Source organism: Thalassobius sp. Cn5-15 (assembly GCF_022347685.1).
Taxonomy (GTDB): Bacteria; Pseudomonadota; Alphaproteobacteria; order Rhodobacterales; family Rhodobacteraceae; genus Thalassobius.
Genome location: NZ_JAKRGF010000004.1, coordinates 1 through 13,540, shown reverse-complemented (window position 1 = coordinate 13,540; position 13,540 = coordinate 1). Strand labels below are relative to the sequence as shown.

Sequence of the window (13,540 nt, the reverse complement as noted above, 5' to 3'; positions counted from 1 at the left end):
TTAAGGAAAGAACGGGACGCTTGGAAAGGTAAGAGTTCGTGACACGATTTTGCGCCCCCCAGAGTACACTCCCCCCGAGAGCCATCGGGGGGATGGGATGCTAAGCACCTGATAAATAGGGTTGGGAGCTTTGCTCAGAGTCGAACCGCTAAACTCTCTGAGATTGGCGGCTTTGACGAGCGGTCTCCTTGGAAGAAGACAATGTCACAAAAAATGACACGAATCGCATAATGTCATTCTAACTGTCCCTTTATGCTCAATGGTGAAGAAAACGACATAGAAGCAAGGCTAATTTGGTGCTTGTCATCGGGCATGTCTGTCGCAATTTGGCGTATACGCGGCTTTTGAGCTTCACGTAGGGCGTGTGTCAGTCTCGCTGACAATGTCATATAAGTTGACAATGGACGTGTGATGCCGTCAGGTTCACTCGGTTTTTCTGCTGTCTCGACGCGGAATAACAATTCATTTCCGTGGAATAGCATGAGGCCCGTTTTGAACCGTAAATTCGTGTTTGAGTTTCGCATATACCGCTCCAAAGACAGGGCGCAATCGAGGGTAAATCGATGACCGCTGAGCACCATAGACATTTGGCTATGAAGGCTGTGGCCTCGATCAAAACGTGGCAGGATTGCTGGCCTGTTTGGGAGGGGGCTCTATCCAATCTCTCAGACAATTTCTCCGATGCAATCAAGGTACATCAGCTTGGTGATCACCTTCGCGAGGTCTTTTTCGCAACCAACACTGGAGCGCGAGACCAAGGGTCATTGTCCGGAGGTGGGGCTGGTTGGGAAAGCCTAGTCACTTGGTATCTAAACTTGGTGTTTTCGGGAACCAACGCGGTTGCGATGCGGCAATCTCAGGCCGTTGTACCTAGAACCTTGCTGGATGCGACAACTATCCGATACGGGAACCACCAGACAAATACAGAGTCGGATGTTTGTGTCGTCGTGTACCCTGAGAATTTCAATTTCCCAGTGCTCGATAAGGATTTCATGAAGAATCTGGATGCCGAGGTTGCCAAGCGCATCGGTGACATCGAGTTGGGGATTATCCAGTGCAAGACAAACTGGAACGACAACGCCCAAGTGCCGATGTTGTGGGATATGGTGTATCGAGCCAGTTTTGGACCAGGCACAGGTATCCACATTGGAAAAAATGGATATAGTGTAAAGAACCTCCAGAGGTTCACTTATTCATTCGTGACCGTCCCTTCGCAAAAAGAAGGACGTATGCCAAGTAAGAGCACCCAGATGGCCGTGAAGCGCGTTGCCAATCTCACCGGGGGAAACTACTGGGGCTTACCCACAAAGTCTGGTGTCGCGCTTTCCTTGTCAGAGATTTTTGACAGTAATTTCGCAAGTGCGTTCGGCTTGAACGTTCGGGCAAGCATACAGCAATCAATCGACGCACAAATAGGACTGTTTGGACCTTAAACTGATGCGTCGATAATTTTGCGAAAATGTTCACCCACGGCCTCAGCTAGCCGAACAGGAACGGCATTTCCGATTTGGGTGTATTTCGGAACTTCCCGGTCGAACAGACCTTCACGCGGGTTGCCTGCACGCCGCAGGCCACCTGTGGTTCGCTTACCCGCGAATTGGTACCAGTCAGGGAACAACTGAAGACGTGCCCATTCACGTACCGTCAGGGCGCGCGGCTGGCTAAAATGAACGTAGTCATCTGCCAGTGACGTAGCAGTAATGTTGGGTTCAGTATTACCCCAACGTGCCCGAAGAACGCGTTGGGAAAATTTTTTGGTTTTAAAGTGAACCGGGATCTCGCCATTGTTGTCCAGCATGTGCTGGAACTTGGCAACGATATTGGGCTTGTGTTTGCTGTACTCTTGTTCGGTCAAGGGCACGGTCTTGCTCTGGAACCAGTGTGGGGCCGTGCGAAGCTGCCTCTGAAGATCAGTCTTTGGCGTCGAAGGATATTTGTCAGTTATGAATGGCCCCTTCGCGAAATCTCCGCTCTGCAAGATATCGGCAACATTATCGTCGATCAAATCACCCAGAAGGTCGATAAGGTCTGGAAAGCCTCCTGTAGGCTTGGGGAGGAAGCCACATGTCACGGCATCTTCTTTATGGGCTTGCGGCTCTAGCCATTCACAAGAAGCTGCGATGTCATCGCGAATTCCGACCAGCAGAACGCGAGGACGGTTCTGAGGCACACCGTAGTCCTTGGCTTTTACAAGTGAATAGCGAACCGTGTAGCCGGGGATCGAACGGAATTCGGCTAGGATATCCGGGAAAATTTTATCAGTCCCACCGCGTGTCCATTTCGCGTTCAGTAGGCCCTGCACGTTCTCGAAAAGGAAGATTCGGGGACGAAGCTTGCGAATGACGTGTGCCATGCGAACGAACAGGTGGTTGGACGGCAAGTCTGCCTTATCCACGTCATAAGAGCGTCTGATCCCGATGCCGGAAAAGCCTTGGCAAGGTGGGCCGCCCGCGAGAACATCAAGATTGGAGCCAGCGCCTGTCTCGGCACTCGCTCCCAGATCGAATTGAAGTCCCAGTTCGGGAATATTCCTGAGATCGGACACCAGTTGCTCAAGCCTCGGACCACGCAAGTCGTTGGCATCGTTGCATCGGAGGTCCTCATTCGCCGAGAAATGCAATCCTCCTAAGGAGTGATGGCGGTTTTTTAGATAGGTTGCCATCGCGTCCGGATTCAGTTCGTTCACGAAGACAGGAACAAAGTCCGCGTTCTCCATGCCCATGGACAGGCCACCACAGCCCGCGAACATGTCCACCATGTACATTGGACGACGGTTGGTGTCGGTTCTCTCGTCGGCAAGAGGTTCGATGTCGGCAACTTTGTTCACGGCTTCGAGCATATCCAAAAAATGTAGCTGTTTGAGGCGTTGGTGCAGCATATCTAGCTTACGACAGATTGTGAACGACTAAACCTTCCTCAATATGACGTGCTGCACCTAATTTTGCGTTAAGCTTTGGAACAGAATTTCAATGTTGGAGGGCCGCTGCGACGACCCTCCGCTTCTTCATCGCAGTGTAGTCCGGTGTTGGTCGGAGCTGCATACGGCGCAGCATGCACCCGGACCCATTTCTCTCCATGTTGAAAAGAAAGGTGCGCCAGATCACCTTGAGGTTTCGGGGGCTGGGAAACTGGTATTCGAGCGATCTGCACACTGCCTAAGTAGGACTTCATAACGTCGAAGATCAGCAAATATGCGGTTCGAGCTTTCTCCTTTTAGGTGCACCAGTTTTCCCAATCTTTGAGCTTTCCCATTCGATTATCTGAGTGTTCGGCGCGTAGTCGTGTCGCCTTGGTTTCCGGCTCAGCTTGATGTTTAATCAACTCAGCCAGCCGTGCGGCCAGTGTCCTCCCTCTTAACCTCGCAGTGGCCCCTTAAATGATTGTTCGTGAACAACCTTCCTCCCTTCAGCTGTTTTTTGTGATGCAAGGATCGGTCGTTCCGATGATCCTTGGCAAGATTATCGGGATTGCGCTGTTGACTGTTTTGATCCTTTTGATCGACCGCTTTTTGGTGACACTTCCGCATATCTCGATCGGGGCGATGGGAATTTTTGGGGTGGCGTTGTCGCTGTTTCTGGGGTTTCGCAACAACGCCGCCTATGACCGTTGGTGGGAGGCGCGCAAATTGTGGGGCGGGATGGTCGCGGATGTGCGCACGTTGGGGCGGCATATGACCGTGTTCACTGGCAATTGTCCGGCGCGAGGGCGGATGTTGTCCTATGTTGTCGCCTTTGCCCATCTGCATCGCGGGTTTCTGCGCGGCGTTGTCGTACGTGATGAGATTGTGGGCTGGATCGGCGTCAATGAGGCAGAGGTGCTTTTGGCCCATCGCAATCCTGCGGATGCGGCGCTGCGGGATATGGCGGATCAGGTCAGTGAACTGGCGGGTCAGGGTGATTTGGACGGGTTTGGCCAGATGACCGTTTCGCAGACGCTGGCCTCGCTGGCCTTAGCGCAGGCGGGGTGTGAGAGGATCGCGGCAACACCGCTGCCGTTTGTCTATTCGCTGCTCGTGCGACGCACGACCTATCTGTATTGCTGGCTGCTGCCCTTCGCGTTGATCGAGGCGACAGGTGGCTTTGCCCCGGTCTTTGCCGCTGTTGTGGCCTATGTCTTCTTTGGCCTGCAGGCGGTGACGAACGAGTTGGAACAGCCCTTCCGCAATGTGCAGAACGGGCTGCCGCTGGATGCAATGTGCCGGACGATGGAAATTTCTGTGGCCGAGGCGCTGGGCCGTCCGGTGCCGGACGGGCTGGCCGCCAGCAATCATGTGCTGAGCTGATAGGTCAGTAGATCTCTGCCAAGCGTTTGCGCGCGGCAGAGCTGGCGCCGGGTCCGGCAACCACGCGGATGTCGTGGGGCATCTGTGTGGGGGTATGGGTGAGAGTGATGCCGTGCAGTTCGTCCCCTGTGGTGGTGTCGATCACGCGATTGGGCGCGCTATCCTCACGATAGAGATGTTCATTGCTCCACAGGATGATACCTGCCAGCAGAGGTTGCAGGCTGCGGCCCTTTTCCGTCAGCTCATAGGCGTAGCGTTCGCCTTTACTGGCGATGTTCACCTTTTTCAGAATGCCGTGATTCACCAATGTAGTCAGACGTTCCGACAACAGGTTGCGGGCAGCACCTGTGTTACGCTGAAACTCGGAAAACCGTGTGGTTCCATAGATCGCTTCGCGCACGATCATCAGCGACCACGCGTCCCCGAAAACATTCAGGAACCCAGCGAGCGAGCAGGTTTGTTTGTGTCGACCGGCCATTTTGCCCCTACGTCATGTCCTGATTGATCAGTAATGCGGTTGAGGCGATCCGTCAAATTCACTTGAGTTTAAAATACAAACCAGTCCTGATGACCATATCTTTCGCGCTCTAGCGCCGAGGCGCGCAGCGTCGGGGAGGACCAGGGCCTGTTCTGGCGACTTCTACAACAAAGAGGAGAGATGTCAGAAGAAGGGCGTATGCCTGATCATTGGTGCGGTGTTCAACATCGGTATCCGTTTGAATTTCGGCACCATGTGATTGACGCAACGAACAGGAAGAATTTCCTGTCACCAGCCGTTATCACCGTCCCATCACCGGAGGAACCGGTTCCCGCACGCGCTGATCTCTCAGCTCCAGCGGACCGCTATTGGAGTAAATAACATGACCAACGCCACCGCGCCCGAGGCAAAGATTGGGATCGAACGTCAGGACGGCATCCTGCGTCTGACCATGGATAATCCGACCAAGAAAAACGCCATCACCCGTGAAATGTATCTGGAGATGAAAGACGCCCTGGCCGAAGCGGCGACTGATTGCAGTATCCGCGCGGTGCTGCTGCGCGGTGCCGGTGGTGTGTTCTCATCCGGTAACGACGTAAATGGTTTCAGCGCGTCCAAAGGCCAGGTGCCTGCGCCGGTACAGTTTGTCGAGGAAATCGTCCGCTTCAACAAACCGATCGTGGCACAGGTTGAAGGTCTGGCCGTGGGCATCGGTGTGACCATGCTGCTGCATTGCGACATTATCTATGCGGCCGAAGATACCAAGTTCCGCATGCCGTTTGTAAACCTCGGCGTTGTGCCAGAGGCGGGGTCATCCTTCCTGCTGCCGCGTCTGATGGGCGCTGCCAAGGCGGCTGAGCTGGTTCTCTTGGGCCGCATGTTCTCTGCCGCTGAGGCAGAAAGCCTTGGCCTGGTCTCCTCGGTTCTGCCGCAGGAAGAGGTGGCTGCTGCCGCTGAAAAGGCCGCAGCAATGCTGGTCAAACAGCCGCCAAACGCGATGATGCGGTCGCGTGCCCTGATGCGTGATGTTGCCGGCGAAGGTCTGGCCGAACGGATCGAGCTGGAGTTCAAACAGTTCTACGAAGGTCTGAAAGGTCCTGAGTTCGCCGAAGCCGTCAGCGCTTTTGCTGAAAAGCGTGAACCGGACTTCTCCAACATTCCGGTGGCATGAGCCAACGTGTCACCTTGCCCCTTGGTGGGCTGGTAAGCATATGAAAAGCGTCCCCAAATTGGGGGCGCTTTGTCGTTTCACCCGTTGCCCTTTCAGAAAGCAGGCCCATCATGATCAAGGTTCACCATCTGTCGCAGTCTCGGTCCTTGCGGATCCTTTGGCTGTTGGAGGAGTTGGGCTTGCCCTACGATGTGCAGCGCTATGAACGGGACGCGGTGACCTTTCTGGCCCCGCCGGAACTGTTGCAGGTGCATCCCCTAGGTAAATCACCGGTGGTTGAGATTGACGGTCAGCGGCTGGCGGAATCCGGCGCGATTGTGGAGCACCTTTGTGCACTGAATGGTCCTCAGATGGTGCCGGAAAAAGGATCCGCTGCCTATCTGACGCATCTGGAGATGATGCATTTCGCCGAAGGGTCGGCGATGATTCCGCTGTTGTTGCAGATCTACGTTGGCACTTTGGGTGATGCTGGCGCACCGCTGCAGCCGCGTATTCAGTCGGAGGTGACCAACCACCTGCAATTCATGGAGGACAGTCTGCGCCCCTCTGGCCACTTTGTGCTGGATCAGCTGTCGGCGGTGGACATTATGCTGAGCTTCCCCGCGATGAGCGTGCTGCGCATGGGCCGGGAGGAGGCATTTCCCCGCCTTGCCGCCTTTGCCCATGCGATGATGGCGCGCCCGGCCTATCAGCGGGCGGTTGCGGCTGGCGGAGGGAACTAAGCCAGTTTAGACTGATACGCCCGCAAGCACTTCGTCACGGCTGACGTTGTTTTTGTCGCCTTGCAGAATTACCTCGCCGCGCCGAAGAACGCTGAAACGGTCGGCAAGATCGTAGGCGAAATCGAAATACTGTTCGACCAGGACAATCGCCATGCTGCCTTGGGTGCGCAGATGGCGGATTACTTCGCCGATTTGCTGGATGATGTTGGGCTGAATGCCCTCTGTTGGCTCATCCAGCAACAACAGCTTGGGTTTGGTGATCAGCGCACGGGCAATCGCCAGTTGTTGCTGCTGTCCGCCAGACAGATCGCCGCCACGGCGGTTCTGCATCTTTTTCAGCACCGGAAACAGGTCATAGATCTCATCTGGAATAAAATGCTGATCGCGGGGCAGACAGGCAAACCCTGTTTGCAGGTTTTCTGTGACCGTCAGTAGCGGAAACACATCGCGGCCCTGTGGCACCGTGGCGATGCCCTTGCGGGCCAATGCATGTGGTGGCAGCACTGGCAGCGCTTCGCCATCCAGTGTCATATTGCCACCTGATCGCGCGTGGGTGCCAGCGATGGCCTTGATCAGGCTGGTTTTGCCTACACCGTTGGTGCCCATCAGGCAGGTGACCTCGCCCTGCGCGGCCTCCATCGACACGCCGTGCAGGATTTGTGAATGGCCATAGTGCAGCGTCAAATTATCAAGTGTCAGCATCGCTTAGCGCCCTAGATAGACGTCGATCACGTCCTTATTTGCGGTTACGTGGTCCAGTGATCCTTCGGCCAGAACGCTGCCTTCGTGCAGGACGGTGACCTTGCAGTTCAGGCGGCGGACAAATTCCATATCGTGTTCCACCACCACCACGGCGCGGGTCTTCGCGGCCTCCACCAGAATGTCGGTGGTGTGCTGGCGTTCGGTGACGGTCATGCCCGCCGCTGGTTCATCGACCAGCAACAGACGCGGTTCCTGCGCCAGCAGCATCCCGATTTCCAGCCACTGTTTCTGACCATGGCTCAGCTCCCCCGCCAGACGGGTCAGTTGATCGCTTAGGCCAATCTCCTCCGCCAGTGCATCGACGCGGCCCAGATCCTCGGCCGTCGGGCGATAGGTCAGAACCGACAGCCAGCTGCGTGGGTTTTTCAGTGACACCAGCAGGTTTTCTTGCACGGTCTGATCCTCAAACACGGTGGGTTTCTGGAACTTGCGCCCCACACCCGCCTGCGCGATCTGCGCTTCAGACATTTTCAGCAGCGACACCGATTTTTCGCCCCAGATCACCCGCCCCTCATCCGGGCGGGTTTTACCGGTGACGATATCCATAAACGTCGTCTTGCCCGCGCCATTAGGGCCGATGATCGCCCGCAGCTCGGCCTCACCGATGTTGAAGCTGAGGTTGTTGATCGCCTTGAATCCGTCAAAGCTGACCGACACGCCGGACACTTCCAGAAGCATACTCATTCTTCTGACCCTTTCTTTGTTGGGATCAGGTCAAATAGCCCGCCGATGCCTTTGGGCGCAAAGAGTGTTACGAGGACGAAAGACACGCCCAGCAGCACCAGCCACCAATCCACCCATTTCACTGTATAGACGCCCATGGGCAGATCCGGGGCCTGCCCGCCTGTGAACCATGTGCTGAGAAGGCTGACAAAAGCTGCACCAATGACCGCACCATAAAGCCGCCCGCGCCCGCCAATGGCAACCCAGACTGCAAGATAGATGGACGCAATCGGCGCAATCTCTGCTGGATTTATGATGCCGGCCTGCGGGTAATAAAGCGCCCCCGCGATGGCCGCGAGGCAGGCGGTCAGGGTGAAGAGGGCGAGTTTGTACGCCTCCACCGAATAACCAAGGAAGCGCACGCGGGCCTCATTGTCGCGAATGCCGCAGATGACCGAGCCGAACTTGCCCGATACGACCCATGCCGCAAGGAAGTAGCCCGCGCCTAGAGCAAAGGCTGATGCCCAGAGAAACCACAGCGATACGATATCCTGTGACGCGGTGACGCCCGGCAGGTTTTGCAGGCCGGACAGACCGTTGTTGCCGCGCAAGCCGCTGTCGTTCTGAAACAGGTAGAGGGCGAGGGCCAGTGTCATCGCCTGTGTCAGGATTGACAGGTATACGCCAGTGACACGGCTGCGAAACGCCAGCCAGCCAAAGATCAGCGCCAGCATGCCTGGCACCAGCACCACGAGCGCCAGTTGCAATATCAAACTGTCAGCAAAGGCCCAGATCATCGGAAAGTCCGACGATCCCACAACGCCGAAGATCTGCGTGCCGATGGCCTCAATCACCTCTGCCTCTGTCGGGGGAATCTCGGTCTGGTTGAGGGAGTCCACTACAATCAGACGGGTGCGTTCATACATCAGCCACATGCCGATCATGTAGCCGCCCAGCCCGAAGAAGGCGAAATGGCCAAGGCTGAGGATACCCGCGTAGCCCCAGATCAGATCCATCGCCACTGCAATGAGGCAGAGGCAGAGCGTTTTGCCCAATGTTTTGATGAAAGAGGTGGAGATGAAACCTGCACCAGCCCCTTCACTCAGCACCGTGACCACAAGGGTGAAAAGCGCCAACAGGGAGAGGAAGATCAGAACCGAAGGGTTCCGTGCAATGAAACTACGCTGCATGTGCGGTGCCTCCGAAAATAGTGTTATGCCAGCCGGCAGGTCGGGCGGCTTCCGAACCGCCGCCCCCCAACGGGGCGGGGGTTTCGGTCTTTAGGTATTGAGTTTGTGATCTGTTGTGCGAAGCACAGCGGGCAGTTTGTTTGGCATACCCGCCCCATGCGGTTCGTGGGCTGCCTTTTAGATATCCGTACATCGCTCAATCCCCCGCCGCGCGACCCTTAAGAGCGATGATGCCTCGTGGCCGGAATTGTATGAAGATGATGATAAAGATGATCATGTAGGTCTGTGCCGCCAGTGTGTTCGACGGGTTGAGCCACTCGATCCCTTTCTGGAGGAAGCCGATCAGTGCCGCACCGGCCAGTGTGCCCCATATGTTGCCGACACCGCCGACAACCACGGTCATGAAGCTTTGAACGATATAGTCGCTGCCCAGTTCAGATGTGACTTTGGCAAACAATCCAATGGCGACGCCCGCAACACCGGCAATGCCGGAGCCAAGGCCAAAGGTCAGCATGTTGACCCGACCGGGGTTTATACCCATCTGAGCCGCCATCGCCGGGTTCTGGGTCACCGCACGGGTTTCAAGGCCAAGACGGGTGCGTTTGATGATGAACAGGAACACCGCAAGGAAGATCAACGCCAGTACAAATATGGCGATGCGAATATAGCTGATCGACACCACATCATTCATCATCCACGCGCCATCCAGCCAGCCGGGCGCGGTCAGCGGGCGGGCCTGCGTGCCAAAGATGTTCTTTGCCAGCTGTTGCAGTGCAATGGAAATTCCGAAGGTCGCCAGCAGTGTTTCTAGGGGCCGTGCATATAGATGGCGGATCACCAGGCGTTCCATCACCACGCCGGCGGCGAAGGTCACGGCAAAGGCCGTGGGAATGGCGATCAGGATCGACAGGGTGTGATCGGGCACGATCTGTTGCACCACATACCCAGTATAGGCGCCCATCATGATAAATTCGCCATGGGCCATGTTAATGACGCCCATCACACCAAAGGTGATCGCCAGTCCAATGGCGGCGAGGAAGTAGATCGAGGCGAGCGAGAGCGCATCCAGTCCCAGATCCAGCGTCTGGTTCAAGGCCACCTTTACCTCAATATCCTTCAGCGCCTTGGCGGCGGCTGCGGTGACGGCAGCGGATGGGTCCAGATAGCGGTCATATATAACGTGGTTGGCCAGAGCCTGTGCAATATCGGCCTCGCCCACTAGCGGGGCGACCTTGCCCGCGTTGGTCAAGGCCTCGTAGGCACGGGTGCGCTGGGCGGGATCAGATAGCTGCGCAACCGGCACGTCACCGACGCGGCCCCCATCTATATGGTCGGCAAGGGCGGTGCGGATCACATCGTCGCTGACCGGCGCGGGGGCCAGTTTGGCGGCGACCAGCAGGGCGTAGGCCTCACTCGTGCTGATGTCTTCGCCAACGGTCAGCGTTTTGGCGATGTTTGCGTCCGGCAACGTGGGTGTAGCTTCGCGCACGGTGGTGACAACGGGATTAAGCGTGGCGCGCAGATCAACGCCCAGATCTCCCGCCATATCCTCAATTGCGCTGATACGTTCGGCGTCACTGGCGCCAAAGCGAATGGTCAGCAGCCGTTCCAGCCGCAGCTTTTGCGTGGCAAGCGCGGCGTTCGCTTCGCTGTTGATTGATGCACGCAGCGGCGCCAGCTGATCGGCGGAAGGATTGCGCGCTACGGATTGCAGCGCATCGGCGCGGGCGGCGGGGTCAGGATCGGTGAGCTTGAATTGTACCAGCGCGGTGGCGATCAGCGCCCGGATGCCGCTGTTGGGTTTCAGCTGTTTCAGATCCCCCTTCTGAAACTCTCCTACCACATCGCCGCTGTCAAAATCAGTCAGGCGGTAGGTTTTGCCCCCGACCTTCTCCCCGATGAAGAAGTGGCCGTCGGATTTTCGTATCCACATATCCTTGGCCGCCCAGACCTGCAGCACCTGTTGTGCCTGTGGCAGCCCGCTGGCGGCAATGGCGTCGATTACGGGGCCGATTGTCTTGCGCGAGGATTTTGCAATCACCGCCTGATGCTGTTGCAAGAGGGGCTGAATGGCCCGCGCATCCTGTGTGTCCTGCGAGGCAGCACTTAGCGCAGTCACACAAAACAAGAGCAGTGCCAGAGCCGCTGCATATATCTGTCTCATTGTCGGGGATCCGTCAGTCTTGGGCCGGTATAATATGAGGGGCACCCGCCTGTCCGCGAGGTGTCGCAGGAGGGCGGTGCGCAGAGGGGACCAAAGCCCCCTCCGCACATAATATAGTCAACCTTAGTAGTTCGACAAAAGCTGTACGCAGGTACCGGTTTCGGTGTTGTACATGCCGCATTCCAGATCTTTCCAATCTGATTTCAGTACGGCGGAGGCTGGCAGGAAATCGGTCCATGCGTCACCTGCGACCTCAGCGGTTTGGCTGATGATGTCGAACTGACCGTCTTCCTGGATCTCACCGATCAGAACCGGTTTCGCCAGGTGGTGGTTTGGCAGCATGACCGCGGTGCCGCCGGTCAGGTTCGGGTATTCCTGCCCGTACATCTTGGCGCGCACGGCGTCGACTTCGGTGCTTCCAGCCTCACTCGCGGCGTTCACCCACATGTTAAAGCCGATGTAATGCGCTTCCATCGGGTCGTTGGTCACACGCTCATCGCCCATGGTTGCTTTCCATGTGTCCACGAAGGAGGCGTTCACTTCACTCTCGGCGGACTGGAAGTAGTTCCATGCCGCCAGATGGCCCACGAGGTTCGAAGTATCCAGACCCGCCAGTTCCTCTTCACCAACCGAGAAGGCGACAACAGGAATGTCATCTGCGGAAATGCCCGCAGCCGCCAGTTCCTTATAGAAGCCGATGTTGGCGTCGCCGTTGATGGTAGAGATTACGCCAACCTTCTTACCATCCGCACCCAGCGCTACGACGTCGGCCACAATCTTCGACCAGTCGGAATGGCCAAAGGGCGTATAGTTCACAAAGATGTCCTCTTCGGCGATGCCTTTACCCTTCAGGTAGCTTTCCAGAATGTTGTTGGTGGTACGTGGGTAAACATAGTCAGTGCCCAGCAGTGCAAACTTCTCTACGCCCAGCTCCTCAAGGAAGTAGTCGGTGGCGGGGATTGCCTGCTGGTTCGGTGCGGCGCCGGTGTAGAAAACGTTCTTTGATGATTCCTCACCTTCATATTGCACCGGATAGAACAGCAGGCCGTTCAGCTCTTCGATCACTGGCAGCACGGATTTGCGCGATACAGAGGTCCAGTTGCCAAAGATCACGTCCACCTCATGCACGGTCAGCAGCTCACGTGCCTTTTCGGCAAACAGCGGCCAATCCGATGCGGGATCAACAACAACCGCTTCCAGCTGTTTGCCCAAAAGGCCGCCCTTTGCGTTCTGCTGGTCGATCAGCATCAGCATGGTGTCTTTCAGAGTGGTTTCCGAAATCGCCATGGTGCCGGACAGCGAATGTAATACGCCAACCTTAATGGTGTCTTCTGCTGCCAGTGCTGCGCCAGTGAGCGAGGCAAAGATAAGCGAGCTGGCCAGAGTGGATTTCAAGAGTGTCATGCAGTCCTCCTGCGGGGCTCATATAGAAGGTGGCGCGTCCCGACTTGCGTGCAGTCGACCTTTCGCCTTACCTGTCCCCGCAACTTGTGTTGCGATCCGTGTGGCGGCTGTACCGAGGTTCCAAATCGTATGGTCGCCACACACCCGCGTTCCCTGATGTCCCGTTTGACTGTCCCGCAGGCAGCCACAGCCAAACCTCTTGCTGAGGTTTTGGGCAGTTTGTCGGGGGGGAACTCCGTGGATTTACCGATCTGTTGAGCGAAATTTGGGCGCAAAGATCACAATTGAACAATAATACGGCTAAAATGACATGGATATTGGCGCCGCAGCGCAGCAATTGCCATGAAAACACGCGTATCTCTGGGATGAAGACGGCTTATGCAGCGACCTAGATGCAGGTTTTGCGGAATCGAGTCGGTCTAAGCAGCGGAATCAACACGCGCCCGAGTCGGATTCTGCCCCCTTTTTCCCGAGTCTCTGCCAGACTTATGGGAGGAGTCGCAGCAATTCTGGTGTTCTGCGCCTATCTTGGGCACTTTTGGGGTTCGGTAGCTGTTTTTGTTTGCGACAACATAAGCCTCAACCCATTGATTTTGTTGTTTTTTTAAAAAAGTTTCATGTTTTTTTGTTTTTTCTTTAAAAACCGCTTGCGGCTCTTCTGCAATCACCTTAGAACCCCCTTCACCGGCGGCGCTGAGGCGCAC

General features: G+C 56.2%; 12 protein-coding genes. 4 read left to right on the top strand and 8 right to left on the bottom strand.

Going from position 1 to position 13,540, the window contains the following annotated elements; genetic code table 11:
* The first annotated feature begins 563 nt into the window (after positions 1-563).
* Positions 564-1,433 (top strand): hypothetical protein, encoded by an 870-nt coding sequence (locus MHM86_RS10080; protein ID WP_239198723.1) that lies wholly within the window; start codon positions 564-566, stop codon positions 1,431-1,433.
* Here the strand turns inward: MHM86_RS10080 and MHM86_RS10075 are convergent.
* On the bottom strand, positions 1,430-2,878 hold the full coding sequence (locus MHM86_RS10075; protein WP_239198720.1) for a DNA cytosine methyltransferase: 1,449 nt from the start codon (positions 2,876-2,878) through the stop codon (positions 1,430-1,432). The two genes, MHM86_RS10080 and MHM86_RS10075, sit on opposite strands and share 4 nt — an antisense overlap.
* Before the next feature lie 498 nt (positions 2,879-3,376).
* Between MHM86_RS10075 and MHM86_RS10070 the strand changes: the two genes are divergently transcribed.
* The gene (locus tag MHM86_RS10070) at positions 3,377-4,282 is read left to right on the top strand and encodes a bestrophin family protein (protein ID WP_239198717.1); all 906 of its coding nucleotides are present in this window, start codon (positions 3,377-3,379) and stop codon (positions 4,280-4,282) included.
* 4 nt (positions 4,283-4,286) lie between these two features.
* Here the strand turns inward: MHM86_RS10070 and MHM86_RS10065 are convergent, their stop codons facing one another.
* Positions 4,287-4,760, bottom strand: coding sequence for a helix-turn-helix domain-containing protein (locus MHM86_RS10065; protein WP_239198714.1), 474 nt, complete (start codon positions 4,758-4,760; stop codon positions 4,287-4,289).
* 382 nt (positions 4,761-5,142) lie between these two features.
* On the opposite strand from MHM86_RS10065, the gene MHM86_RS10060 reads away from it, so the two are divergent.
* Positions 5,143-5,931, top strand: a complete 789-nt coding sequence (locus MHM86_RS10060; RefSeq protein WP_239198711.1) for an enoyl-CoA hydratase — start codon at positions 5,143-5,145, stop codon at positions 5,929-5,931.
* Positions 5,932-6,041: 110 nt separating this feature from the next.
* On the top strand, positions 6,042-6,653 hold the full coding sequence (locus MHM86_RS10055; RefSeq protein WP_239198708.1) for a glutathione S-transferase family protein: 612 nt from the start codon (positions 6,042-6,044) through the stop codon (positions 6,651-6,653).
* A gap of 6 nt (positions 6,654-6,659) precedes the next feature.
* Here MHM86_RS10055 and urtE read toward each other — a convergent pair whose 3' ends face one another.
* The 6 genes from urtE to MHM86_RS10025 all read right to left on the bottom strand — a co-directional run.
* Positions 6,660-7,355 (bottom strand): urea ABC transporter ATP-binding subunit UrtE, encoded by a 696-nt coding sequence (urtE, locus tag MHM86_RS10050; RefSeq protein ID WP_239198705.1) that lies wholly within the window; start codon positions 7,353-7,355, stop codon positions 6,660-6,662.
* Between the two features lie 3 nt (positions 7,356-7,358).
* A complete protein-coding gene (gene urtD, locus MHM86_RS10045) occupies positions 7,359-8,099 on the bottom strand; it encodes an urea ABC transporter ATP-binding protein UrtD (protein ID WP_239198702.1) in 741 nt (246 codons plus the stop codon).
* Positions 8,096-9,268 (bottom strand): urea ABC transporter permease subunit UrtC, encoded by a 1,173-nt coding sequence (urtC, locus tag MHM86_RS10040; protein ID WP_239198699.1) that lies wholly within the window; start codon positions 9,266-9,268, stop codon positions 8,096-8,098. The genes urtD and urtC overlap by 4 nt, the downstream gene beginning before the upstream one ends.
* A 196-nt stretch (positions 9,269-9,464) precedes the next feature.
* Complete coding sequence (gene urtB, locus MHM86_RS10035; protein WP_239198696.1) at positions 9,465-11,432, bottom strand: urea ABC transporter permease subunit UrtB; 1,968 nt, start codon at positions 11,430-11,432, stop codon at positions 9,465-9,467.
* A gap of 123 nt (positions 11,433-11,555) precedes the next feature.
* Positions 11,556-12,836, bottom strand: coding sequence for an urea ABC transporter substrate-binding protein (gene urtA, locus MHM86_RS10030; protein WP_239198693.1), 1,281 nt, complete (start codon positions 12,834-12,836; stop codon positions 11,556-11,558).
* A 419-nt stretch (positions 12,837-13,255) separates the two neighbouring features.
* Positions 13,256-13,540 (bottom strand): hypothetical protein (locus MHM86_RS10025; RefSeq protein ID WP_239198690.1); only part of this gene is annotated, 285 nt, incomplete at its 5' end.

What these genes read in the sequence shown, in the direction of transcription:
- MHM86_RS10055 (WP_239198708.1), top strand. Translation starts at nt 6,042, where the DNA reads ATGATCAAGGTTCACCATCTGTCGCAGTCTCGGTCCTTGCGGATCCTT.
- MHM86_RS10070 (WP_239198717.1), top strand. Translation starts at nt 3,377, where the DNA reads ATGATTGTTCGTGAACAACCTTCCTCCCTTCAGCTGTTTTTTGTGATG.
- urtE (WP_239198705.1), bottom strand. Translation starts at nt 7,355, where the DNA reads ATGCTGACACTTGATAATTTGACGCTGCACTATGGCCATTCACAAATC.
- urtD (WP_239198702.1), bottom strand. Translation starts at nt 8,099, where the DNA reads ATGAGTATGCTTCTGGAAGTGTCCGGCGTGTCGGTCAGCTTTGACGGA.
- MHM86_RS10060 (WP_239198711.1), top strand. Translation starts at nt 5,143, where the DNA reads ATGACCAACGCCACCGCGCCCGAGGCAAAGATTGGGATCGAACGTCAG.
- MHM86_RS10075 (WP_239198720.1), bottom strand. Translation starts at nt 2,878, where the DNA reads ATGCTGCACCAACGCCTCAAACAGCTACATTTTTTGGATATGCTCGAA.
- MHM86_RS10065 (WP_239198714.1), bottom strand. Translation starts at nt 4,760, where the DNA reads ATGGCCGGTCGACACAAACAAACCTGCTCGCTCGCTGGGTTCCTGAAT.
- urtB (WP_239198696.1), bottom strand. Translation starts at nt 11,432, where the DNA reads ATGAGACAGATATATGCAGCGGCTCTGGCACTGCTCTTGTTTTGTGTG.
- MHM86_RS10080 (WP_239198723.1), top strand. Translation starts at nt 564, where the DNA reads ATGACCGCTGAGCACCATAGACATTTGGCTATGAAGGCTGTGGCCTCG.
- urtC (WP_239198699.1), bottom strand. Translation starts at nt 9,268, where the DNA reads ATGCAGCGTAGTTTCATTGCACGGAACCCTTCGGTTCTGATCTTCCTC.
- urtA (WP_239198693.1), bottom strand. Translation starts at nt 12,836, where the DNA reads ATGACACTCTTGAAATCCACTCTGGCCAGCTCGCTTATCTTTGCCTCG.